The following is a 22,282-nucleotide window of genomic DNA, read 5'->3' as shown; positions in this document are numbered from 1 at the left end:
CGTCTTCTCTCGCATCGTCGCGGATTTCCCGGTTTCTCTGCCGTGCTGGTGGACTGTGGGATGGCCATCCGGGTTCGGGACTGCGCCGGAGCCGAGGGGCGCCCCTCCCCGAAATCCCCCTCGGCCCTGGCGTAGCCAGGATTTCCGATCGTGCCGCAGGGGTACACCATGCCGACCGAATACGCGCAGCGCCGCTTCGGAGCCGAAGAGCTACCACCGGCCGCCGCACTGCTTCGCGCATTTCGTGAGCCCGACGACGCCGACCGGCACCGGCACTGCGTGCTGGAGGCCGCGCGAGCGCTCGCCGAATGCCATGAGCGACGACACCGGGCGCTCGAGCAGGCGCACGCCGCCGGAGCCTCCAGCACGCGGGTCGCTGCGTGCACCCAACTGGTGGAGAACATCGACGACCAGCGTGCCGAGTGGATAGGACGCATAGACTCCTGGGTCGACGGGCACATCGAACACCGCGCGGGCGCCTCGCTGCACACGGAGACGCTGGGCGCGGTGATCGATCGCATCGCGGAGAAATGGATTGCCGCCCAATATTCTTTGGGCGACGACATCACGATGAGGCCACATCCACTGCAGGTGGACGGGGAAGCTCACCTGCAGTGGACCAGGCTCGCCGAGCTGATCGACGGCTACCAGGATCTGATCACCGACGTCATCGAGCACCGACGCCGGCTGCCGGTGTGGTGATCAGCGCGTCTCGTCGACCTCGGCGTCGACGACCTCGGCGTCGACGAACCCCGGCGTCTCGGCCACCGGCGGCTTCGTGACCTGGGCGTCGTCGGAATCGTCCCCGAGATCACGCTGCGCCGCCGCGTCCCGGCGCGCCGCGGCGGCGGCCTCGTTCATCTCGATCGCGTCGGTGATCCACTCACCGATCTCCCTCGTGACCTCCGCGACGGTGCCGGTGATGATGTTGGCGATATTGCCGACGTGCCGGGCTCCGGAGGACGTCAATTCTTGAATGAGATCCTTGTTGCTTTCGAATTTCCCGATCATTCACACGCCCGCTTCGCTCGCCTTTCGCTGACGCATCACGATAACACCGGGCGAGGGCTCGCTCTTCACCCAGCGCGGCGGCAGCGCGAGTTTGAAAATCTTCTTCCAGACCGAGCCGATCTGCTTACCGAGGGGGCCGGTGTTGTACGGCAGGCCGTATTTTTCACACAATGCGCGCACCGTCGGCGCCATCTCCGGATAGCGGCTGGCAGGCAGGTCCGGAAACAGATGGTGTTCGATCTGGTGCGACAAATTGCCGCACATGATATGGAACAGCTTGCTGCCGGTAATGTTGGCCGAACCGAGCATCTGGCGGATGTACCACTCACCCCTGGTCTCCTCCGCGGTCTCTTCCTCGGTGAACGTCTGCACTCCGGTCGGGAAGTGTCCACAGAAGATGATGGCGAAGGCCCACACGTTGCGCACCAGGTTGGCGGCGACGTTGCCGGCCAGCGTGTGGAAGAACAGCGGCCCGGTCAGCGCCGGGAACACCAGATAGTCCTTGACCACCTGCTTGCCCGCCTTGCGCCACTGGCCGACGATCAGCTGCTTGACCTCCGGCCACTTCCGCTCGCCGCGCAAGATCTTCTCGACCTCGAGATCGTGGCCCATCACCCCCCACTCGAACAGCACCATCAACACGAAGGCATACAGCGGCTGGCCGAGCCGCAGCGCGTTCCACTCCTGTGCTTCGTCCATCCGCAGGATGGAGTAGCCGATGTCGCGGTCCTTGTTGTGGATGTTGGTGTAGGTGTGGTGCAGGTAGTTGTGCGAGTGCTTCCACTGGTCGGCCGGGCACACCGTATCCCACTCGAACACACGGGAATTCAGTCCCGGTTCGCGCATCCAGTCGTACTGGCCGTGCATCACGTTGTGCCCGATCTCCATGTTGTCCAAGATCTTCGACACGCTCAGCGCCGCCACCGCGGCCAGCCAGAACGGCGGAAGGAAGCCGAGATACATCAGCCCGCGCCCGGCGATCTCGAAGCCGCGCTGCGCTTTGATGATCGAGTACAGGTACTCCCGGTCGCGCTCGCCGAGATCGGCGACGATCGCGGCGCGCAGCTCATCGAGTTCGCGCCCGAGCTCCTCGATCTGCTCCGGGCTCAGCACCAGCGGCCCGTGTTCGGTTTCGGTGAGAATGGTCATGGTTGCTCCCCTTCGGTGTCAGATATCGATGTCGACGTCGCCGACCGGCGCGCTGATGCACAACTGGATCGGCTGGTCGGGATCGCTGTCGGTCTCGCCGGTGCGCAGATTGCGCGTGCAGCCGGAGCGGCGCACCGCGGTGCAGGAAAAGCAGATCCCCATGCGGCATCCGTACTCCGGACTCAGGCCCGCGGATTCCGCCTGCTCCAGCAGTGGCGCCCCGTTGTTCTGGGCGCTCACCCCGCTCGCCGAGAAGCGCACCGTGCCGTGGGCTTGCCCGGCGTCGGCAGGCGCGACGGACAGCGTGAACTCCTCGGTGTGCAGCCGGTCGTCCAACTGTTCCGCGTGGTAAATCGTGCGTACCGCGTCCATCAGCGATTGCGGACCACACACATAGGTCTGCGCGTCGGCGAACCAGGGCGCGACGCGCTCCAGCTCGTCGTAGTCGAAGTACCCGCTGCCCTTCGGATGCGCGACGTCCACCCACGGCGCACCGGAGTCGACGCGTAGCCTGTCCGGTCGGTACGGATGCCGCAGTTCGATGCGAAAGTTCTTGTGCTGCCGCGCGATCACATCGAGTTCGAACCGGTGCGGCAGTACCGCGGGTGACTTCGCGTAGTGCAGGAAGACGACCTCGCCCGGATGCTCCTCTTCGGCCAGCGTGCGCAGCATGGACAGCACCGGGGTGATGCCGCTGCCACCGCTGATCAGCAGCACGCGTTCCGGACGCGGCTCGGGCAGCCGGAACACGCCGTCGGCGGGCGTCAGGTCGACCACCATGCCGGGCGCGGCCTCGTGATAGAGGAATTGCGACACCACTCCGCCGGGATGGGCTTTCACCGTGAGCTCGATGCGGCGATCGCGACCGCCTTCCGGATTCACCGGCGAATAGCACCGGGTGTGCCGCACGCCATCGATCACCACGCCGAGCTGGACGTACTGTCCCGCCCGATGGCCTTTCCACTGTCTGGTCGGACGCAGGGTGAGCGTCACCGAGCCCGGCGCCGAGTGGCGCACGCGGGTGATCTCCGCCCGCATGTCCCGCAGGGTGAGGGTGGGCCGGACCAGTTCCAGATACCGATCCAGCGGGTGCGGCGAGGTCAGGGTCTGCACCAGGTTGACGAGATCCACCATTCGTTCTACGCCTCCAGTCGGGCTGACGACGTGCGATCCACTTCAGTGCACGTCTGTACACTCAACTAGTGTGAACGATGACCGTGGGCCGGTGTCAACCGGCAAAACCTGTGACCCGAACAACAGTTATGGATAGACCGAATGGTGAACGGATGTATGCTCACCGGGATGAGTGAGCAGGCAGCTACCCGAGGCGAACGCAAGGAGCGGACCAGGCAGGCACTGCTGGACGGTACCTTGGCGCTGGCCGCCGACCGCGGTTTCGCCGCGCTCAGCCTGCGGGAGATCGCCCGATCGGCCGGTATCGTGCCGACCGCGTTCTACCGGCACTTCGCGTCGCTGGAAGACCTGGGCGCGACGCTGGTGGACGACGGCGTCACCGCGTTGCGGCTGGCGCTGCGCGAAGTGCGCCGCAACGCCGACGCGGGCCTGTCGGACACGGTGCGATTCGTGTTCACGCAGGTAGGTCCGAAGCGGGAATTGTTCGGCTTTCTCACCAGGGAGCGGCACGGCGGATCGGCGGCGCTGCGCACCGCCATCGCCCGCGAGATCCAGTTGATCATCCGGGAACTCGTCGCCGATCTGTCCCGGATCAGAGCACTGGACTCCTGGACGCCGCGCGACCTGGAGATCGCCGCCGACCTGATGGTGACGACGGTGACCGACGGAATCGCCGCCTACGTGTCCGCCGCATCGCGCGAGGAGCAGGCGATCGTCGACCGCACCGTGCAGCAGATGCGGATGATCGCACTGGGCATGGGTGCGTGGCGGCCACCGAAGCGGCGCTGACCCGGCCGCGCGCGGCGAATCTCAACGGGTCGGCCCGGGCTCCTCCGGAGTCGGTTTTTCATGGACTTCCACCGGATCCGGCGACCGCACGGGCAGCAGCACCGCGAGGCCAACCGCGAGCACGACGAGCAGCCCGGCGATGCCCGCGCGATCGGCGTCGAACAGCCAGACGAACAATCCGAAAAGGGTTGGAGCGAGGAAGGACACCGCACGTCCCGTGGTGGTGTACAAGCCGAAGAGCTGACCCTCGCGGCCCGGCGGAGCCAGCCGCGCCAGGAACGACCGCGCCGACGCCTGCGCGGGACCGACGAAAACCGTGAGCAGCAATCCGAAGATCCAGAACATCAGCGGGCCGGACACCACCAGCAGCGCGAGCCCGCACACCAGCATCGCGGCCAGCGACACCACGATGACGATCTTCGGCCCGGCGCCGTCGTCGAACCTCCCCGCGACGATCGCCCCCAGCGCGGCAACCACATTGGCGGCGATGCCGAACAGCAGCACGTCCGAGTCATCGATGCCGTAGACCCGCACGGCCAGCACCGCCCCGAAGGTGAACACCCCGGCGAGACCGTCGCGGAAGACAGCGCTGGCCGCCAGGAAGCCGATCGTGCGACGGTCGGTGCCCCACAGCTCGCGCAAATCACGCCAGAGCACCCGGTACGAGGCGAAGAACCCGGCGCTCGCCGCGCCGGGATCGGCGTCCGTGCGGGGCAGTTCGGGCACCGCGAACATGACCGGCAGCGCGAAGGCGGCGAACCAGACGGCGGCAAGTACCGCGACCAAGCGGATGTTGAGCCCGTCGTCGGTGGGCACGCCGAGCAGCCCGCGGTTGTCGCCCTCGCCCGAAATGAAACCGAAATAGCAGATCAACAGCAGGAAGATGCCGCCGAAATAGCCCATCGCCCAGCCGAATCCGGAGACCCGGCCGACCGTCTGCGGAGTCGACACCTGCCGCAGCATCGCGTTGTACGGGATGTTCGACAACTCGAAGCAGGCCGACGCGAACGCCAGCAGCACGAGGCCCAGCCACAGGTCGCGATAATCGTCGTGCACGAAGAACATCAGCGTCATCGCGGCGATCATGAGCGCGGTCAGCACGCCGAGGGAGTGCTTGCGTTTCGCCGAAGCATCGAAGCGCTGACCACTGATGGGCGCGGTCAACGCCACGATCAGACCCGCGATACCCAGCGCCCAGCCCAGCCAAGCGCTGGCGGAGACCGAGCCGGGCAGGTCGTCGCCGACCTTGTCGGTGAGATACACCGAGAAGACAAAAGTGAGGATGACGGCGTTGAACGCCGAAGACCCCCAGTCCCACAGCCCCCACGCCACCATCTGCCCGCGCCCGGCGGCCTGCCCGACCGTCGCCCGCGCGTTCACCTCGGTCATGCCGCGCAGCTTAATGGGCGCGGCCCGTCGGCGTGGGCGGGAAAGCGAGCGACGGCCGAGCCAGCCTGATCGAGCACGGACTCGCGGTCCAGCACCACAGATTCACTATGCACCCAGTTGCATAGTACCGAATGTCACGGCTATCCTCACCCCATGGCACTCGAGCATGCGTTGCTGGTATCGCTGAGCGAGCGCGCCGGCTCGGGGTACGAATTGGCGCGTCGCTTCGACAAGTCCATCGGCTACTTCTGGAGCGCCACCCACCAGCAGATCTATCGCGTCCTCAAGCGGATGGAGGAGTCCGGCTGGGTCGACGGCGAGTCCGTGGTCCAGGAGGGCAGGCCGGACAAGAAGGTGTACTCGGTGAGCGAGGCGGGCCGCACCGAACTGGCCCGCTGGATCGCCGAACCGAGCGACTCCGGCACCCCGCGCAACGAGCTCGCGGTGAAGGTCCGCGCCGCCGACTACGGCGACATCACGGCGTTGCGCACCGAGGTGGCCCGCCACCGCGACCAGCACGCCCAACGGCTCGAGCTGTACCGGCACATCGAGAAAAGCGACTTCCCAGCCCCTGGCCAGCTCGCAGGGACCGCCCTGCACCAATACCTCGTCCTGCGCGCGGGCATCCGCGTGGAGTCGGGATTCGTCGAATGGTGCGACGAAGTTCTGCAAGCACTGCATCCGCGCGTCGCAGCCCCGCACGCGGATTGACAGAGAAAGGCGACCTCACCGATGAGCTCCTTCCCCCACCTGCTCGAGCCGCTGGATCTCGGCTTCACCACCTTGCGCAACCGCGTGGTGATGGGCTCGATGCACACCGGCCTGGAGGACCGCGCCTGGGACACCAACAAACTGGCCGCCTACTTCGCCGAACGCGCACGCGGCGGCGCGGGCCTGATCATCACCGGCGGCTACGCGCCCAACCGCGCGGGCTGGCTGCTGCCTTTCGGCGCGAAGCTGACCAACAAGACCGAGGCATACCGGCACCGGACGATCACCAAGGCGGTGCACGAGCAGGGCGGCAAGATCGCCATCCAGATCCTGCACGCCGGCCGCTACTCCTACATGCCGGGCAGTGTCTCGGCGTCGTCGATCAAGGCGCCGATCAACCCGTTCCGGCCGCGCAAGCTCTCGGCCAAGGGCATCGAGCGGACCATCGATGACTACGCGCGCTGCGCGAAACTGGCCCAGTTCGCCGGATACGACGGCTGCGAGATCATGGGCGGCGAGGGCTATTTCATCAATCAGTTCCTCGCGCCGCGCACCAACAAGCGCACCGACGAATGGGGCGGCTCCGCGGAGAATCGGCGCCGGATCGCGGTGGAGATCGTCCGCCGCACACGCGCCGCCGTCGGCCCGGACTTCATCATCGTGTTCCGGCTGTCCATGGCCGAGCTGGTGGAGAAGGGACAGACCTTCGACGAGATCGTCGCGCTGGCAAAGGAACTCGAAGCCGCCGGGGTGAACATCCTCAACACCGATATCGGCTGGCACGAAGCGCGGGTGCCGACCATCGTGACCTCCGTCCCCCGCGCGGCCTTCGTCGAGTTCACGGCGAAGATCACCGCCCAGGTGAGCATTCCGGTCTGCGCGTCCAACCGGATCAACATGCCCGAGGTGGCCGAGGAGATCCTGACCCGCGGTGACGCCCAGCTGATCTCCCTGGCCCGCCCGTTCCTCGCCGACCCGGAATGGGTGAACAAGGCCGCGCAGGATCGTGTCGACGAGATCAACACCTGCATCGCCTGCAACCAGGCCTGCCTGGACCACGCATTCCAGCACAAGACCGTGTCGTGTCTGCTCAACCCGCGCGCCGGGCACGAGACCGAGCTCAAGCTGCTGCCCACCCGCCGAACCAAGCGCATCGCGGTGGTCGGCGCGGGACCGGCCGGGCTCGCCGCGGCGGTGAACCTCGCCGAACGCGGCCACAGCGTCGAGCTGTTCGAGGCCGACGACAAGATCGGCGGCCAGTTCGACATCGCCCGCCGCATCCCCGGCAAAGAGGAGTTCAGCGAGTCGATCCGCTACTACGACCGGATGCTCGAGCGCACCGGTGTCACCGTGCATTTGAACAAGCGGGTGGGCGCCGACGAACTCATCGAGGGCCGCTACGACGAGGTAGTGCTCGCCACCGGCGTGCAGCCGCGCATCCCCGACATTCCCGGCATCGATCACCCCATGGTGCTGTCCTACGCCGAGCTGGTCCGCGAAGAGAAGCCGGTCGGCAAGCGCGTCGCCGTGATCGGCGCGGGCGGGATCGGGTACGACGTGAGCGAATTCCTCACCGTCGAAGGTCATCCCACGCTCAAGCTGGACGAGTGGAAGGAAGAGTGGGGCGTCACGTCCGACGACGAGCAGGTTCCCGGACAGCTCACCACCCCGAGGCCCGCCCCCGCGGCACGTGAAGTCGTTCTGCTGCAACGCAAGACCACACCGTTCGGCAAGGACCTCGGCAAGACCACTGGTTGGGTGCATCGCGCCGCGCTGAAGGCCAAGGGCGTCGAGCAGATCGGTGGCGTGAACTACGAACGCATCGATGACAATGGCCTGCACATCAGCTTCGGCGAGAAACGTCAACGGCCGCAGCTGATCCCGGTCGACAACGTGGTGATCTGTGCGGGCCAGGAATCCGTCCGGGACTTGGAGGTCCCGCTGCGCGCCGCCGGCGTCAACCTGCACCTCATCGGCGGCGCCGAGCTGGCCGCCGAACTCGACGCCAAACGGGCCATCGATCAGGGCACCCGCCTCGCCGCCCGGCTGTGAACCCTCCCGGCGGCCGGGCGTCGACGCCCGGCCGCCGTTACGCCGGCGCCTGAACACCCCGCGGGGAACCGCCCCTGTCAGCGCGGGCGGCATTGCCCGCACCCGGCGGCGATAGGCGGGCGATACACCGGACCGCATTCAGGCCTCCGACATCAGCGCACGCGCAACCGTGAGCGCGGGTGGTCTCCGCGCATCGCCGAGGCATACCTCGGCCTTTGCTGCGGCCGCGCGCGGACTCGAGGCGGACCTTGTCCGACAGCGCCCATTAAGCTGCACCGGGTGAGCCTGCCCTCCCCCACTTCCGAGAACCGCGCGGTCGTCACCGGCGCCTCCTCCGGCATCGGCACCGCGCTCGCCGCCGACCTCGCCGCTCGCGGCTACTCGCTGATCCTGGTCGCCCGTCGCGAGGAGCTGCTCACCGAGCTGGCGCAGCGACTGACCCTGGCCCACGGCATCACCGCCGAGGTGCGTCCGGTCGACTTGGCCGACCGCGCCCAGCGCGGTGTACTGGCGGAGGAGCTGGCCGCGCGCGACATCGCCATCCTGTGCAACAACGCCGGCATCGCGACCTTCGGGGCCGTCGCCGATCTCGACCCCGGCTACGAACGCGCACAGATGGAACTCAACGCCGTCGCCGTGCACGATCTCACGCTGGCCGTGCTGCCCGGCATGATCGCCAGGGGCGGCGGGGGGATCCTGATCAGCGGCTCGGCGGCCGGCAATATGCCGATCCCGAACAACGCCACCTACGCCGCGAGCAAGGCGTTCGCGAACACCTTCGCCGAGTCGCTGCGCGGCGAACTGAAGGGCTCCGGCGTGCATGTCACCCTGCTGGCCCCCGGGCCGGTCCGCACCGACGCTCCCGATCCCGCGGATGCCTCGATCGTGGACCGGATGGTGCCCGACTTCATGTGGGTCTCGTCGGAATACACCGCCAAGGTGTCCATCGACGCGCTCGCCCGCAACAAGATGCGCGTGGTCCCCGGCCTGATCAGCAAGGGAATGAGCGTGGCGGGACAATACGGACCCCGTGCCCTCACCGCGCCCATCGCGGGTGCGTTCTACCGGAAACTCGGCGGCTGAGCGACCTGCGTGACCGACGGCGTCAGCGGCCTGTCATCCTCGCCACCGACATACGCCCGCCCACCGACCTGCGTCCCGGCGAAGTGCTCGCGGTGCCGCGCACGGGCGCCTGCCACCACAGCCCCGCTTCGTCGTACAACAGTGTCGGCCACCGTCCGGTGATCGCCGTCCGCCACGGCCGCGCCCGCGAACTGGCGCGCAGGGAGACCCTCGTCGGCGGCCTTGGCTGCCTTCCCGGCGCCGATTCGGCCGCGCGGGTCGCGACGGCCGTCGTCCGCGGCGCGCGCGGAGGCGGGGAACGGGCCGTACCGAGGGGCCGGGCGGTTCGATCCGGCTAATGTTGCACGAGTGTCCGACAAATACATGGTGTGGATGGATTGCGAGATGACCGGCCTGCGCCTGGACAGCGACAAGCTGATCGAGGTGGCCGCGCTCGTGACCGACAGCGATCTCAACATCCTCGGCGAGGGCGTGGACATCGTCATCCACGCCGACGACGACGCGCTGGCCGCGATGCCCGCGGTGGTCGCCGAGATGCACGCGCGCTCCGGTCTGACCGAGGAGGTCCGCCGCTCCACCGTCACCATCGAGGAGGCCGAGGAGCGGGTGCTCGACTACATCCGCCAGTACATCCCGACCCCCCGAACCGTGCCGCTGGCCGGTAACTCGATCGCCACCGACCGCGGTTTCATCGCCAGGGACATGCCGCTGCTGGACGCCCACCTGCACTACCGGATGATCGACGTGAGCTCGATCAAGGAGCTGTGCCGCCGCTGGTACCCGCGCATCTACTTCGGCCAGCCGGAGAAAGGCCTGAGCCATCGCGCCCTGGCCGACATCAAGGAGTCCATCCGCGAGCTGGAGTACTACCGGCGCACCGCGTTCGTCGCCCCGCCCGGGCCGTCCACCATCGAGATCGCCGCGGCCGCCGCCGAGGTGGCCGAGGAGGTCGCCGAAGAAGTCGCTGAATCAGCCCAGCTCAATGGCTCGCCAGAAGCCGATTAGGGAGTCGGCGGGGTGACACGCTAATATCTAGCCCGCCGGTTCTTCACCGGCGATGGTGAGCGTAGTTCAGTTGGTAGAGCACCAGGTTGTGATCCTGGCTGTCGCGGGTTCGAGTCCCGTCGCTCACCCCATCCGGGCCAGGTCAGGGCATTGAGTTCCTGACCTGGCCCGCTTGCTACTCCGCCGAGTACGGCTCCGTATCGGTCAGCCGCAGCGTCCGCGCAGTCATCGGTGCCACCAAAAGGTCGGGTTCCCGGCTCACCGCAGCAGTCGGCTCCAGACCGATTCCCCCGATCATCCGCCCCGAGAGGGGACCTGGAACGCCGAACGGGCCACCGGATTCCCGGTGGCCCGTTCGGCGTTCTCGTGCTGCGGCTCAGCGGTTGTCGTCCGCGTTGCCTGCCTTCCAGACCGGCCAGGGAATGTTCCAGTCGCCCAGGCCGTCCACGCCCGACAGCGTGCCGCCCACGGTGTTCTTCACGATCGTGATGTCGCCGCGCTTGGCGTTCTGGTACACCCATTGCGCGTTCGCCGGGCTGAGGTTCAGGCAGCCGTGGCTCACGTTGGTGTATCCCTGCTGCCCGACCGACCACGGCGCCGAGTGGAAGAAGATGCCGCTGTAGGACAGTCGCGTCGCGTAGTCCACCGGAGTCTTGTACCCGTCCGGCGAGTTCACCGCCACGCCGTAGGTCGAGGAATCCATGATGATCTTCTCGTGCCGGTCGGCCACGATGTAGACACCATTGTCGGTGGGCGTGCCGGCCTTGCCCATCGAAGTCGGCATGGTCCGGATCACCTGACCGTTCTGCTCGACGGTCACCTGCTTGGTGTTGTCGTCGGCGGTGAAGATCACCGCGTCGCCGATGGTGAAGAACGAGTGGATGTTGTCCTGGCCGTAGAGACCGTCACCGAGATCACGCCCATAGACATTCACATCGATGGTGACCTTCGTCCCCGGCGCCCAGAAATGCTCCGGCCGCCAGCGCACCTCGCGGTTGTTCACCCAGTAGAACGCGCCCTCCACCGGCGGCTCGGTTGTGATCTTGATCGCGGCCTGCGCGGCCTTCCGGTCGGGGATGTTCTCGTCGAACTGGACGGCCACCGGCTGACCGATGCCGACCACCTCCGCCTCGCCCGGGATCAGATAGGGCTTGGTCTGGTTGTCCGGCGAACTGGTGGTGAAGCTGAGCGTCGCGGAGTTCGCTCCGCCGAGCCCGATCGCGTCGGCCTTCAACCGGTAGGTCTTGCCATAGCCGAGCACCTCGGTGGTCTCCCAGGACCGTCCGTCGGCGGCCAGCTTGCCGCTGATCGATTTGCCCTGCGGGCTGATCAAACTGACGGTGGTGAACTTGCCGTCCTCGACCTTGAATGTCATCGGCATCCCCGGCGAGACCCCCACCTCGCCGTCCTTGACCGGAGAGAGAAGCTTGGGCTTGATCAACTCCGTGATGGGGTTGCGATCGATGGCCACCTGCGCGGCGCGCGAGGCGTCGGAGGACGAACACCCTGTCAACGCCAGTGCGGCGACGGTTACGACGATCAGAGGTGCGGCGATCGTGCGTATCGACCACCGCGTGGCCGGTCTGCGCCGACCCTTACCAACGCTCATTTCAACCCCGTTTCAAGTCTCGGTGCTCCCGGAACGCACCGATGGCTTCGGATGCCAACCGCCATGCCGCTCACCCCGCCGTGACGCGGGCGGTCGGAACCACAATCGGACATTCTGCCAGCACGTCACGCCTGGGCCAATGTGAACACCGCGCCCGTCACTGCAGCGTTACAACCGATAGATCAATTCCGCACATCCCGGCGTTACGGGCAGGCAGATACCGCATCAGCGCCGGTCAGAGCGCGATTTCACTTCTGACACCTCAGCCTGTTAAGGTTTGTCCCGCAGCGGAAACGCCGCGCGCCATTAGCTCAATTGGCAGAGCAGCTGACTCTTAATCAGCGGGTTCGGGGTTCGAGTCCCTGATGGCGCACAGAAGCCTGAACGTCCTGTTCGGCAGGGGTCCTCTGACCGGTTAAGAGGTACAACGCCGAGATCCCGACCGTCCGCTCAATGAGTTCGAGCTCATCGGTGTTCATCGCCGTCTCGCCGGACAGTCTGCGGTTAATCGTAGATCGACCGAGCCCGGTCATATTTGCAAGTTGCAGGCCCGAGATGCGCAGCTCGCCACAGCGACCTCGCAATCGCCGCGCCACAGCCTCGGTCAACGTCTCCTGCCTACTGACACTGCCGGTCTCATATGTAGCCGTCATGCGCCAATGATGACACGGTGAGCGAGTAGATTCCAGCTTGAGAGTGTAGGCAACGCGCCACACGGGCGTGGCAGCCTCCGCAACACGATGCGGCAACCTCATTGACGGTGCACGCCCAGCGTGTAATCTACGCGGCATGACCGATTTGCACGCTGAGCGTGTAGCAAGCTCGGCTAGAGCGGAAATTGCACGAGCAAACCTGTCGCAGTCAATGGTGGCTCGCCACCTGCGCCTCAGTCAGCAGGCGATCTCTCGTCGACTAACTGGCAAGGTCACATTCGACGTGGTGGAGCTCAAGAGGCTCGCCGACCTGCTGGGCATCTCGGTAGAGGTCTTGATAGACGGCGGCCAGCACAAGGCAGCGTCATGAGTGCACGCGTCGATGAGCTGCCCGATTGGGCACACAGGTTGCTGCGAGCCGAGTTTGCGGCACATGGAGGCCGACTGTGCTGACGTATGTGCAGTTGCGTGCTCGTGGATGGGTCGCTGTGCGTACCGCGGCGGGGCTCGGATTTGTGGCGGTCGCTGCCTCTCGTCTGCAGCTGGCAGTGGGTTTGGGGGTCCCGATCCTGTTCGACGTGGTCGTGTGGTTGGCGATGGCCGCGGTCGCGTTGACGGGGTGTGGTGCGGCCGGGGTGTGCGGGTGGACGTGGGTCTCCGACTATGTGGCGCGCCACCGGGCTCGGGTCCGGGGGCGGCATCGGCGGGTGGCGTCGTGATCGCGGGCCCGGGCTACCGCTGGTGGACGCCGCTGGCGAGTGATGCTGCGGCGTGGTCGGCGACGGCGGGGCTGGCCGCGGGCTGGGTGGCGTATCTGGCTGGGTGGGTTTCGGTTGGCACGTTCGTTGTGTGGGCGGGGGTGACGTTGGCGGCTGCGGTGCTGATGTGGACCGCGCGTCTGGCGGTGGTGGCGCGGCGGTGGCTGGTCCGGACTGGGCGGAGGTGGCCGTGATGACCGCGCAGCTCGGGTGGATCGCGGCGCATAGCCCGGCCGAGGACGAGATGGTGCGTGTGACGAATGCCACTGTGGCTGGGCACGACGAGTGGGACAGTCCGCACTACTTCACTGCGCTGGCTTGGGATGGGACACGTGTCTTCGCGACGATGGTCACGGTCATCGACCCGGGGGTGAGGCCGCAGGACTACCCGCCTGTGCTGCTCGAGGTTATGTCCAAGCATCTGGCTGACCGGTTACGCGACAAGCCCGGCGCCGCCCCCGTGGTTGCCTGCATGTTGCAGGTCGAGACGTTCGGGCTGCGCACGGGCCCGGGCGGGATGATCCCGGAAGAACGCGCAGCGTTGCACCGGGGTGAACTGCACATGCTGCCGCATCGCACCGAGGCCGTGATTGTCATGACCGCTGACATTGCGGGGCGGATGTGGTCTGCGGCCAAGGAACGGGGCTGGGACGGCGGCCCGGACGAGGTGCTCGCCGACGACATCCGCTGTGGTGAGTTCCCGGAGCTGGCGCGCCGCTGCGCGTCGCTGGCGCCGCCGATGTATGTCGCGGCGGCGCGGTCGTTCTGGGCGCGGGGAGGGGGTGATCTGGGTGGGTGATTGGTTCGTGTGGCTGCGTGTGTGGCTACGTCCGGCGCCTTTGCCGCTGGCGAGTTTCTGTGCGCCGGTGGGCGTGTGGCCGGTGTAGCTGAGCTGCCCTCGTTGCGGGTGGATTGTCCTCGCAGGCGAGGTGCGGGGGTGCGGCCCTGGTTGTTTGGTGAAGGACCCGCGCGATGGCGAGAGGTTGGCCCTTCGCGGAGCCGCACCCCTTCCCAACATACCCCTGGAGCAAGGGGTGAAACGGCCGTCGGCCGCCGCGACCAGCGAGGCGAAGCGGGTCGCGGCGGCCGAGGAGCCGCGGGACAACGGCGAGTGTTCGTGCGAGAGGAGAGCTTACTGGATGGCTGGTGAAAACCGCTACTACACATCCTCTTTCGCGAACCGACTAGTCGGCTCTGTGGTTTTCGCCCGACATGTCCACATCCCTTCGTGAAGGAGTTCATTCGATGTCCATCAACGGCGACCAGCCCTTCTCCGGCAGCATCGCGCACGCGTTCGTCACTGATGAAACGCAGGCTCGTGTGGCATTTGCGCGGTTGCTCGAGACGGCCGCCGGGCTGGCCGCGCGGGATGAGGCGGTCGCGATCGTCGTGCTGGCCCCGCCGCCGCCGGGGGTCGAGGCCGATGTGGCGGCGTACACAGCGGCCCTGCACATCACCTCTCCCTACGTCTACGCCGACGCGGTGTCGGCGATGGCGCAGCAGTGGCGCGCGGCGGCGGACGCGCAGGCCGGCGGTGCGGGCGGCTCCGGGTGTGCGCGGGAGTAATCCCGGGCCCGTGGCCGGGCAGTGGCGATCCTCCGGAGAAGCAGGGCAGGCGGCCTGCGGCCGGTGGGGGGCCGCCGCCTGTGCGGGTGGTGCGCACGGAGTGTGGCCCGCTGCCGCACCGCTACCGGGTGGGCCGGTATGGGCCGGTGGTGCTCATGGACTGCCGGGAGTGCCGCCGCCCGTTCGCCCCGGACCGGCCGGTGCCGCGCGATCGGTTGTGCGGTGAGTGCCGCGCGCTGGTCGGGGCCCTGACCTTGTTCGACGTCACCGAATCCGATGGAGATCTCCCCGAGAGTGAGCGCGACCAGTGACAGCCACCCATCACGACGACCAGCCGCCGGAGCAGACCGCCGCGGCCGCGCTCGAGGACGGCACCCCGGTGCGGTTGGCGGTGCAGTGCCGCCGCTGCCGGGGCTGGGTCCACGCACCGAGCTCGGTGGCGGCGCGGATCGGGCCGGTGTGCCAGATGCACGAACGCGCCGCCGCGCGCCGCGTCGCGGCACTGGCTGAGCCTGGGCTGTTCGACATCGCCGAGCCGCTCGCCGGGGACCAGACCTAGTTCCAGTCAATGCGGCCGGATCCACCCCCGGTCCGGCCGGAAGTCAGAGAGGCGAATTTATATGGGACGGAATTTCACGAAGTCGTGGGCCTCTCGCCTACAGGACGACGAATTCTGCGAGCAGCACGACGTTCTGGAGAAGCTGCTGTTTCTCGTGCTGCAAAGCCACACCGAATGCGATAACGCCGGGTTGGGTCGGGTGACGGTGCGGCGGTGGGTACGGATCGTCGCTCCGGCCACCGAGGCCGATATCTGGGATGCGCTGGCACGCCTGGAGCGCACCGGTGAGGTGTTCGTCGATGCGGCCACCGAGGAATTCCTGGTGCGGGAATTCATGCACGACGACGAGGTTGGCCGCAAACCGAACATCCTGATCAACGCCGCCCGCTCCGCGGCGCTGGTCCGCTCCCCGAAACTGGCGTCGGTGCTGCTGGCCGAACTGCAGCGCGTCGATGTGCACCGGCCCGCCAACGCCGAGATGGCGACCCGCCTGGACGCTGCCCTGGTCGCCGCCGAAGAGCACCTGCGCGAGCGCGCCGCACGGCTGCCCGCGCCCGCGCCGGAACCCTTCGGCGAACCCTTCACGGGAAGGGTTCCGGGAACCCTTCCCGGTGAGGGGCCGAAACCGGCGAATCGGGCGGATTCGGAACCCTTCGGCGAAGGGTTCGACGAACCCTGTGTTGCTGGTGCAGTTGCAGCTGTTAGGTCACCTTCTGTTTCTTCACCGATCGAGAAAAACAATCACCTAACGCAACCCAGTTACGTGCCCCGCGCCCGCGAACCGCGCACAGACTCCGACTCTGATCACGATCCCGGCAGACCACCACCAGGTCGGCATCGATCCCGACCACCGGCCACGGCGACGGCGGGCGAGCACGCGTGCGGGCACAGCTGCGGGCAGCCGTGCGGCGACTGCGCGGATGCGGCACGGGCGCGCATCGCCGTGGTCGCCGAGCGCACCGCCGACCGGCAGGGCTGCTCGTGGTGCGACCACCACGGCCATCGCCACGAACCACCCGAACTGGTCGCCCTGGGTCTGCCGGTGGTCGTTTGCGACCACACCGCGTACTCGGTCGCCGACTGGCAGCGCCACGCGCCGCGCCCCAGCCCGGGCGACGGGCGGGTGCCGGTGATTTCCGAGGCCCGCCGCAATGCCCTCGATTCCACGAAACGAACCACGAAACGAACTCAGAAACGGAGCACGAATGGCATCCACCACGTTCGTCGACGTCGAGACCACGGCCGCTCACTTGCGTCGTAGGCCCTGGGAAATTCACCTGATCCAGGAATTCGAGAAATATTCCGGCGACCCGGTCGAATGCCGGGAGATCAATATCCAGATCACCAAGGTGGACCTGACCTACGCCGAACCCGCCGCGCTGAAGATCGGCCGGTTCCATCAACGGCATGTCGAGTACGCGACCGACCGCGGCCCGGATGCCCCGCCGGTGCTGTGGTGGCCTGCGGCGCACACCCCCGACATCCCGGCGGGCACGACCCCCGCCGAGCACGCCGCGACCACCATCGACGAGGCCATCGCCGACGGCGGTATCGACCCGGCCACGGTCTTCGCGGTCGACGAGCCCACCGCCGCGGTGCTGGTGTCGCGGTGGACGGCGGGCACCAACATCGTCGGGTTGAACCCGAACTTCGACACCGAGACCTTCGCGTGGATGCTGGATCGCCACGGGTTGGATGCCGAGCCGTGGGACTACCACCTGACCAACATCGCCACCGAGGCCGCCGGATGGCTGCGCGGCCAGCTCGGGGTCTCCTACGCGGCAGCGATGGCCGAAGGCGGGCTGGCGGCCGCGGCCGCTGAGCCACTGCGGATCACCCTCGCCCTGCTCGAGCGGCTGCCGCGCAACTCGGCGCTGCTGTCACGGCTGTGCGGCGTCGAACCACCCGCGCCCGGCCAAGCACACGCCGCCCGGGCCGATGCGCTGTGGGTGCGCCGCTGGTGGCACCGGATGCAGATGGGAGCCATCACCTATGCCTGAGGAGGAGCGGATCGAGGGCGCGGTCGGTGTCGTGTGGAGCGGCGCCGGAGGCGGTGTGCCGAATCTGCGGGTCATCCGCGACCGGGTGACCGCCGACCGGATCGCCCGAGGGCTGCGCAGCATCCAGCGCGCCCGCGGCGCGGTCCCCGACGCGCACGTGGTCACCGGCGCCACCGTCGGCGGGAAACCGGTCGGTGAATGGCTGCCCGCCCCACCCGCCGCCCCGCCCGCGAGGCAAGCATGAGCGGCCGCCACCACGCCACCCACACCGCCGCCGACGCCCTGGCCGGGCGCGTCGCCCGGGCGCGGCTGCGGATGGCTCACCAGAACGACCCGGCGCTGACCGACGCGCTCAGCGATGACGAGCTGGCCGCCGAGCGCGAGCTGGCCGAGTACACCCGCCGACTGGACCGTGCAGGCCTGCGCGCCAGCGCCCGATCGGCGGCCGCCGCCCGCGAGCGCGCACGCAAGACCGCCGATGCGATCGCAGCGATCGAGCAGCGCGACACCCTCGGCGCGGCCCGGGCGCTGGCCGAGCATCGGCGCACCCTGCACCCGGCGGCGTGGCTGGCCGGGCTGCGCCGCTACCGGGTCTGGGCCGGGCGTGGTGTCGGGTTCGTCGTCACCGCGGCGATGGGTTGGTCGGCGGTGAACGTGCAGCACAACATCGCCGCCGGCCTCACCGTCACCGACCCGCTGTACTGGTTCAGCTATCTGGTCGAGGCGATGATCTCGGTCTGCCTGATCATCGTGATGGCCGGCGCGTCCCGGCTGGCGGCCTGCAAGATCCACCTCGACCGCCGCGCCCGCACCGCCGCGGAGGCGGCGCTGCTCGCGCTCACCCTCGGGCTCAACACCTACCCGCACCTGCGCACCGGCGCGTGGTTCGAGGTCGGGGTGCACTCGATCCCACCGGCCATGATCGGCATCGCGCTGCTGATCCACCACACCGTGAGCACCGCGGTCGCCCACGCCATGCACCAGGCCGCACCCGCGACCGCCGAACCGGAATCACCGCAGGCCACCGCGGGTGCACCCACACCCGCGCCGATGGGTGCACCGCCGCGCGCACCCGCCGCCGCGAGCGCACCTGCCCCGGCACCGGCCGCGGGTAGTGCACCCACACCCACCGCCACACCGGCCGCCCCGGCTGCGCGTGCGAGCGCGGTGCAGTTGCATCCGAGTGCGGTGCACGCGCTGGCCGCGCGGCTGATCGCCGAGGGCGCCACCACCATGCCCCCCGATGTCGTGGCCGTCGTGATCGCGGCCGCCGATGCCGATGCCGCCGCCGGCCGCACACCACGCATCACCCGCATCGCCAAACACGCCAAGGTCCACCACAAGACCGTCAAACGCATCGTCGACGCCGCAACCGTGGCCCGCGGCAACGCCCGAGTCATCGCCCTACGCCCAACCATCCAGCAGCAAAGAAGCATCCCATGACCCGCAGAATCGCCCGCACCGCAACGACCACCCGCAAGTCCACCGCCCGCGACGCCGACAAGCGCCTGATCGCCGTGCTCACCGCGCTCGGCGAAACCTACAGCCCGCTCGGCGTCGCCCTCGCCGCCGCTGTGCTGACCGACCCCGCGGTGCTCATTCATCGACTCACCACCTCCGAGGAGGACTCCGCCGCATTATGATTCGCGAACACACCCACTCCGGCGCCCCCGTCGACGTCGACCCATTCGGGCGTGACGTCGACGCCGGGCTGCTCGGCCAGCTCGTCGGCGCGGCACTCGACGGATGTCAACCCTGCCAGCGCGAACTGATCGCCGCGGTCGCCGACCATGCACCGACCAGCGCCCGCGTTGTCGAGCTGGCCTGCATCGGCCTGCAGGACGCACTCGGCGGCGTGCCCCCCTCGGCCTACATCGACGACGACAGCTCGAGTTTCGTGCCGCAGTTCCGCGCGCTGGCACGCACCGGACTCGACGGCGCCAACGACGCCATGTGGACCGCCGCCGCCGCGATGACGCCGGCCGAGCGCGCCGCCGCCATCGACTGCGCGCTCGACACCCTGATCGGACTGCTATGACTTCGTACAGCGCCGCCGCGCGGCAGCGGAAGGGGCAGGCCGCGGCCCCGCACGCGGTGCCCGAGCGTCGAGTGCAGCTGGTCCTCGAAGCACACGCCGACAGCGGCAGTGCGATGACAGACGTGCTCGACGACATCGCGGGCCGCCTCGATGGCTGCGACTTCCCCCATGGCACCGATCTGCTCGAGGGCGGCAAGCACTCCGGTTACCGCCTGCGCGTCGATGTCGACGACGCGATGACCGCCGAGCGGTACCAGCAGGAACTTCATGACTGGCATGCGGCGAAGAAGCGCCTCGCCGAGGGTGGCGGGCTGTCTGATGCGTGATCGAGCGACCCCCACGGGGGTCGTCCACGTCGGTAGTGCCACGGCGGTGATCTTTTTGCCGTGGACGTGCCCGCCGTTGTCGATGAACGACGGCGGCGCCAGCCCCGGCGCGCGGATGGCGAAGGCCCGCAAGATCGCGACCATCCGCGCCGCCGTGGTCACCCTCGCCCGCGCCGCGGGCCTGCCGAAGGGCGTCGGGTACGCCACGATCACGCTGCACTACCGGCCCCGCGACAACAAGCCACGCGACAGCGTGAACCTCGCCCCGACGGTGAAAGCGGTCGTCGACGGGCTCACCCCGCAGAAGGTCGTCAAGACCAAGCGCGGGTTCAACGTGCACCCCGGATACGGGTTCGTCCCCGACGACTCCACACGCCATGTCTCCACACCCGAGCCGGTCATTCACCCCGCCGAGCCCGGCCGGGACGGCGCGCTCTGGCTCGACATCACGTGGGAGGCATAGCGATGGCCTGGTATGAGACCTACGAGCGGGACGTCAACGGCTGCCCGGGTGTGCCCTGGCCGACACGCCCCAGGAATGTCCTCCCGGAATCCGATTCAGGGATTTCCTCGCCACCGGCACTTACTACGCCCATACAACCCTCGACGCTGCCGAAGCGTCGACGCCTGGAGTTCGACGCTGCGGCTGCGGCCGGTGAGCTGGTGAGCGGATTCGTCGAGGGCCTACTCGAATTCGTCCTAGGCAGGCGATGAGCGAGACACCCTGCCTAGCCTGCGAACGTCCCGTGGCCGACCACGCGCCGCTGTGCACGAAGTGCGGCCACCGCATCGTCGAGGCCTTGGGCATGGTGCCCGCGCTGCTGGCCGAGTTCGCGGTCACCCGCGCGGGTCTGGCCCGCATGACCGCACACCAGGTCGGCCGCAGCGCGGAGATCGTGCTGCCGGTGCGCGTCACGACCGGCCGCGGCGTCGTCCTCGCCGGCGACATGGCCTATCACCGGCTCGTGAACTCGGTCACGACGTGGGCGCGAGTTTTGGCCGAGGACCTCGGCGAGTCGCCGTACATCGGCGGGCCGTACTTGCTCGAGTTGGCGGCCGCGCGCCGCGGCGCGGTCACCGCCGACCGGACCGCCGCGGCGCTGCCCGTCGTTCCACCGGATGCCACGGCGCAGGCCGCGGTGTGGCTGGCGCATCACCGCCACCAGCTGCGCGCGCACGAGGCCGCCGCCGAACTGCTGGCCGACATCACCACAGCTGTCGATGCGCTGACCCGTTTCGTGGACCGGCCTGTCGAACGCCGCTACCTCGGTGCGTGCTCGGCAACCCTCGACGACGGCCAGCCCTGTGGGTACGGGTTGCGCGCCGAACTCGACGACCAGGGACGCCCGGCCGCCTACGTGTACTGCGGCCGCTGCAAAACCCAGTACGACGTGCGCCGGATCGAGGCTGAGGCCACCGCGCTGGCGATCGAGCAGTGCTACAGCCTCGCCGAACTCGTGCGGCTGCTGCCGGCACTGGGGCATCCGGTCGCGCGGCCGACCTTGTATCGGTGGGCGAGCAACGACCGAGAAAAGGGCCGCCGAATCCAGGCGCGCGGCTGGCGCCACGTCGACGAGCACGGCTTCATCCGCATCACCGACCACCTGCTCGCCCCCGACGACGAGCAGGTGTACCGGCTCGGCGACGTACTCGACACTGCCGCACGAGAACGGACCGCCAAGCCTACAAAGCCCACGAAGGAGGCAACGGCATGACCGGCGAAGTCATCACCGTCGACAGCAACGGCGACATCGCAAGCGTCGTCGAGTACGACGGGGAGCGATGCTGGTCGCGCGTCAGCATATTCCGCGGCCGGCAACTGATCGACGAGTACACGGTCACCGACGAGGAAAGAGCCCGCGGCCGCAGCCTCTACGACTACGACCCGCAACGGTCACTGGCGAACCCCGGAGGAGGGATGCCGGCGTGACGGAGATCGACATCGTCGCCTCAGGCGAGGAGCCCGGAGCACTGGAGTTCCTCACCACACTCACCGACGCCGGCGCCGCCCTCGAAACACGGTATGCGGGAACCCGCCGCTACCTGGCCGGCCGGATCTTCGTCCCCGGATATCTGCTCGCGGTGTTGATCGAGAACTTCCACCGCCGCATCTACTGGGCGGTGGTCGATGACATCTACATCCGAGTCTGGGGATTCGTGCGAGACCGCCGAAGCGGTCGCGGGCACCTCGAGGTAGACCAGTCCGCGCCGGTGCTGATCCCGGTGGGCGGTGGCGCCTGTGGATACCTGCGGCTGGTCGAGCCGTCCCCGCCCCGGCCGCCGACCGAATGGCTCGACGCCGAGAAGGAACGCGCTCGCCGCGACTGGGAGGCGTTCCGCGCCATGGCCACCACCATCGACGAAATCCTCACCCGGCCAACCCTCGACGGAGGAGCATCCTCGTGATCCCTCCTCGCGGCTCGGAATGCGACTATCCCGATTGGCCTGCA

General features: G+C 68.2%; 29 protein-coding genes and 2 tRNA genes. 26 read left to right on the top strand and 5 right to left on the bottom strand.

Annotation, left to right across the window (positions count from 1 at the left end; all coding sequences use genetic code 11):
* The first annotated feature begins 150 nt into the window (after window positions 1-150).
* The gene (locus IU459_RS27270) at window positions 151-702 is read left to right on the top strand and encodes a DUF4254 domain-containing protein (RefSeq protein ID WP_324199045.1); all 552 of its coding nucleotides are present in this window, start codon (window positions 151-153) and stop codon (window positions 700-702) included.
* On the opposite strand, the gene IU459_RS27265 is transcribed toward IU459_RS27270, so the two are convergent.
* The 3 genes from IU459_RS27265 to IU459_RS27255 are packed head-to-tail and all read right to left on the bottom strand — an operon-like array spanning window position 703 to window position 3,294.
* Window positions 703-1,011, bottom strand: a complete 309-nt coding sequence (locus tag IU459_RS27265; RefSeq protein WP_195132442.1) for a hypothetical protein — start codon at window positions 1,009-1,011, stop codon at window positions 703-705.
* Complete coding sequence (locus IU459_RS27260) at window positions 1,012-2,160, bottom strand: fatty acid desaturase family protein (RefSeq protein ID WP_195132441.1); 1,149 nt, start codon at window positions 2,158-2,160, stop codon at window positions 1,012-1,014. It lies immediately after the preceding gene.
* Window positions 2,161-2,178: 18 nt separating this feature from the next.
* Window positions 2,179-3,294 carry a ferredoxin reductase gene (locus tag IU459_RS27255; protein ID WP_195132440.1) on the bottom strand — a complete coding sequence of 372 codons (1,116 nt, stop codon included), beginning with the start codon at window positions 3,292-3,294 and terminating at the stop codon, window positions 2,179-2,181.
* A gap of 168 nt (window positions 3,295-3,462) precedes the next feature.
* On the opposite strand from IU459_RS27255, the gene IU459_RS27250 reads away from it, so the two are divergent.
* Window positions 3,463-4,083 carry a TetR family transcriptional regulator gene (locus IU459_RS27250; protein ID WP_228838595.1) on the top strand — a complete coding sequence of 207 codons (621 nt, stop codon included), beginning with the start codon at window positions 3,463-3,465 and terminating at the stop codon, window positions 4,081-4,083.
* A gap of 21 nt (window positions 4,084-4,104) precedes the next feature.
* On the opposite strand, the gene IU459_RS27245 is transcribed toward IU459_RS27250, so the two are convergent.
* Window positions 4,105-5,472: an MFS transporter gene (locus IU459_RS27245; protein WP_195132438.1), complete on the bottom strand. Its 1,368-nt coding sequence runs from the start codon at window positions 5,470-5,472 to the stop codon at window positions 4,105-4,107.
* A 153-nt stretch (window positions 5,473-5,625) separates the two neighbouring features.
* On the opposite strand from IU459_RS27245, the gene IU459_RS27240 reads away from it, so the two are divergent.
* The 5 genes from IU459_RS27240 (at window position 5,626) to IU459_RS27220 (ending at window position 10,454) form a co-directional block, all read left to right on the top strand.
* Complete coding sequence (locus IU459_RS27240) at window positions 5,626-6,183, top strand: PadR family transcriptional regulator (RefSeq protein WP_195132437.1); 558 nt, start codon at window positions 5,626-5,628, stop codon at window positions 6,181-6,183.
* Between the two features lie 21 nt (window positions 6,184-6,204).
* A complete protein-coding gene (locus IU459_RS27235) occupies window positions 6,205-8,235 on the top strand; it encodes an NADPH-dependent 2,4-dienoyl-CoA reductase (protein WP_195132436.1) in 2,031 nt (676 codons plus the stop codon).
* Window positions 8,236-8,514: 279 nt separating this feature from the next.
* The gene (gene cmrA, locus IU459_RS27230) at window positions 8,515-9,318 is read left to right on the top strand and encodes a mycolate reductase (RefSeq protein WP_195132435.1); all 804 of its coding nucleotides are present in this window, start codon (window positions 8,515-8,517) and stop codon (window positions 9,316-9,318) included.
* 348 nt (window positions 9,319-9,666) lie between these two features.
* On the top strand, window positions 9,667-10,323 hold the full coding sequence (gene orn / locus IU459_RS27225; protein WP_195132434.1) for an oligoribonuclease: 657 nt from the start codon (window positions 9,667-9,669) through the stop codon (window positions 10,321-10,323).
* Between the two features lie 55 nt (window positions 10,324-10,378).
* Window positions 10,379-10,454, top strand: a tRNA-His gene (locus IU459_RS27220).
* 245 nt (window positions 10,455-10,699) lie between these two features.
* Here IU459_RS27220 and IU459_RS27215 read toward each other — a convergent pair.
* A complete protein-coding gene (locus IU459_RS27215) occupies window positions 10,700-11,932 on the bottom strand; it encodes a L,D-transpeptidase (RefSeq protein ID WP_195132433.1) in 1,233 nt (410 codons plus the stop codon).
* 300 nt (window positions 11,933-12,232) lie between these two features.
* On the opposite strand from IU459_RS27215, the gene IU459_RS27210 reads away from it, so the two are divergent.
* The 19 genes from IU459_RS27210 (at window position 12,233) to IU459_RS27120 (ending at window position 22,238) form a co-directional block, all read left to right on the top strand.
* Window positions 12,233-12,305, top strand: a tRNA-Lys gene (locus tag IU459_RS27210).
* A gap of 416 nt (window positions 12,306-12,721) precedes the next feature.
* Entirely contained in the window at window positions 12,722-12,955 is a 234-nt protein-coding gene (locus IU459_RS27205; RefSeq protein WP_195132432.1) for a helix-turn-helix transcriptional regulator, read from the top strand.
* 76 nt (window positions 12,956-13,031) lie between these two features.
* On the top strand, window positions 13,032-13,304 hold the full coding sequence (locus IU459_RS27200; RefSeq protein ID WP_195132431.1) for a hypothetical protein: 273 nt from the start codon (window positions 13,032-13,034) through the stop codon (window positions 13,302-13,304).
* A complete protein-coding gene (locus IU459_RS27195) occupies window positions 13,301-13,537 on the top strand; it encodes a hypothetical protein (protein ID WP_195132430.1) in 237 nt (78 codons plus the stop codon). The genes IU459_RS27200 and IU459_RS27195 overlap by 4 nt, the downstream gene beginning before the upstream one ends.
* Entirely contained in the window at window positions 13,537-14,142 is a 606-nt protein-coding gene (locus IU459_RS27190; protein WP_195132429.1) for a hypothetical protein, read from the top strand. Before IU459_RS27195 ends, IU459_RS27190 begins: the two co-directional genes overlap by 1 nt.
* A gap of 446 nt (window positions 14,143-14,588) precedes the next feature.
* Window positions 14,589-14,909, top strand: coding sequence for a hypothetical protein (locus IU459_RS27185; RefSeq protein ID WP_195132428.1), 321 nt, complete (start codon window positions 14,589-14,591; stop codon window positions 14,907-14,909).
* Window positions 14,910-14,995: 86 nt separating this feature from the next.
* Complete coding sequence (locus IU459_RS27180; RefSeq protein ID WP_195132427.1) at window positions 14,996-15,220, top strand: hypothetical protein; 225 nt, start codon at window positions 14,996-14,998, stop codon at window positions 15,218-15,220.
* Window positions 15,217-15,468, top strand: a complete 252-nt coding sequence (locus tag IU459_RS27175) for a hypothetical protein (protein ID WP_228838594.1) — start codon at window positions 15,217-15,219, stop codon at window positions 15,466-15,468. The genes IU459_RS27180 and IU459_RS27175 overlap by 4 nt, the downstream gene beginning before the upstream one ends.
* A 61-nt stretch (window positions 15,469-15,529) precedes the next feature.
* Window positions 15,530-16,729, top strand: a complete 1,200-nt coding sequence (locus IU459_RS27170; RefSeq protein ID WP_195132426.1) for a hypothetical protein — start codon at window positions 15,530-15,532, stop codon at window positions 16,727-16,729.
* On the top strand, window positions 16,674-17,468 hold the full coding sequence (locus IU459_RS27165; RefSeq protein WP_195132425.1) for a hypothetical protein: 795 nt from the start codon (window positions 16,674-16,676) through the stop codon (window positions 17,466-17,468). Before IU459_RS27170 ends, IU459_RS27165 begins: the two co-directional genes overlap by 56 nt.
* Window positions 17,461-17,712 carry a hypothetical protein gene (locus tag IU459_RS27160; protein WP_195132424.1) on the top strand — a complete coding sequence of 84 codons (252 nt, stop codon included), beginning with the start codon at window positions 17,461-17,463 and terminating at the stop codon, window positions 17,710-17,712. The genes IU459_RS27165 and IU459_RS27160 overlap by 8 nt, the downstream gene beginning before the upstream one ends.
* Window positions 17,709-18,911, top strand: a complete 1,203-nt coding sequence (locus IU459_RS27155; RefSeq protein WP_195132495.1) for a hypothetical protein — start codon at window positions 17,709-17,711, stop codon at window positions 18,909-18,911. Before IU459_RS27160 ends, IU459_RS27155 begins: the two co-directional genes overlap by 4 nt.
* The gene (locus tag IU459_RS27150) at window positions 18,908-19,111 is read left to right on the top strand and encodes a hypothetical protein (RefSeq protein ID WP_195132423.1); all 204 of its coding nucleotides are present in this window, start codon (window positions 18,908-18,910) and stop codon (window positions 19,109-19,111) included. Before IU459_RS27155 ends, IU459_RS27150 begins: the two co-directional genes overlap by 4 nt.
* Entirely contained in the window at window positions 19,108-19,506 is a 399-nt protein-coding gene (locus IU459_RS27145; protein WP_195132422.1) for a hypothetical protein, read from the top strand. The genes IU459_RS27150 and IU459_RS27145 overlap by 4 nt, the downstream gene beginning before the upstream one ends.
* Complete coding sequence (locus IU459_RS27140; RefSeq protein ID WP_195132421.1) at window positions 19,503-19,832, top strand: hypothetical protein; 330 nt, start codon at window positions 19,503-19,505, stop codon at window positions 19,830-19,832. The genes IU459_RS27145 and IU459_RS27140 overlap by 4 nt, the downstream gene beginning before the upstream one ends.
* Window positions 19,825-20,295 (top strand): hypothetical protein, encoded by a 471-nt coding sequence (locus IU459_RS27135; protein WP_195132420.1) that lies wholly within the window; start codon window positions 19,825-19,827, stop codon window positions 20,293-20,295. The genes IU459_RS27140 and IU459_RS27135 overlap by 8 nt, the downstream gene beginning before the upstream one ends.
* A 247-nt stretch (window positions 20,296-20,542) precedes the next feature.
* A complete protein-coding gene (locus tag IU459_RS27130; RefSeq protein ID WP_195132419.1) occupies window positions 20,543-21,547 on the top strand; it encodes a hypothetical protein in 1,005 nt (334 codons plus the stop codon).
* Entirely contained in the window at window positions 21,544-21,762 is a 219-nt protein-coding gene (locus tag IU459_RS27125) for a hypothetical protein (RefSeq protein ID WP_195132418.1), read from the top strand. The genes IU459_RS27130 and IU459_RS27125 overlap by 4 nt, the downstream gene beginning before the upstream one ends.
* The gene (locus IU459_RS27120) at window positions 21,759-22,238 is read left to right on the top strand and encodes a hypothetical protein (RefSeq protein ID WP_195132417.1); all 480 of its coding nucleotides are present in this window, start codon (window positions 21,759-21,761) and stop codon (window positions 22,236-22,238) included. The genes IU459_RS27125 and IU459_RS27120 overlap by 4 nt, the downstream gene beginning before the upstream one ends.
* The last annotated feature ends 44 nt before the right edge of the window (window positions 22,239-22,282 follow it).

Source organism: Nocardia amamiensis (assembly GCF_015477605.1).
GTDB classification, from domain to species: Bacteria; Actinomycetota; Actinomycetes; order Mycobacteriales; family Mycobacteriaceae; genus Nocardia; species Nocardia amamiensis_A.
Note: the sequence above shows the minus strand (reverse complement) of the source record. Positions and strands in the feature narration are given on the sequence as shown.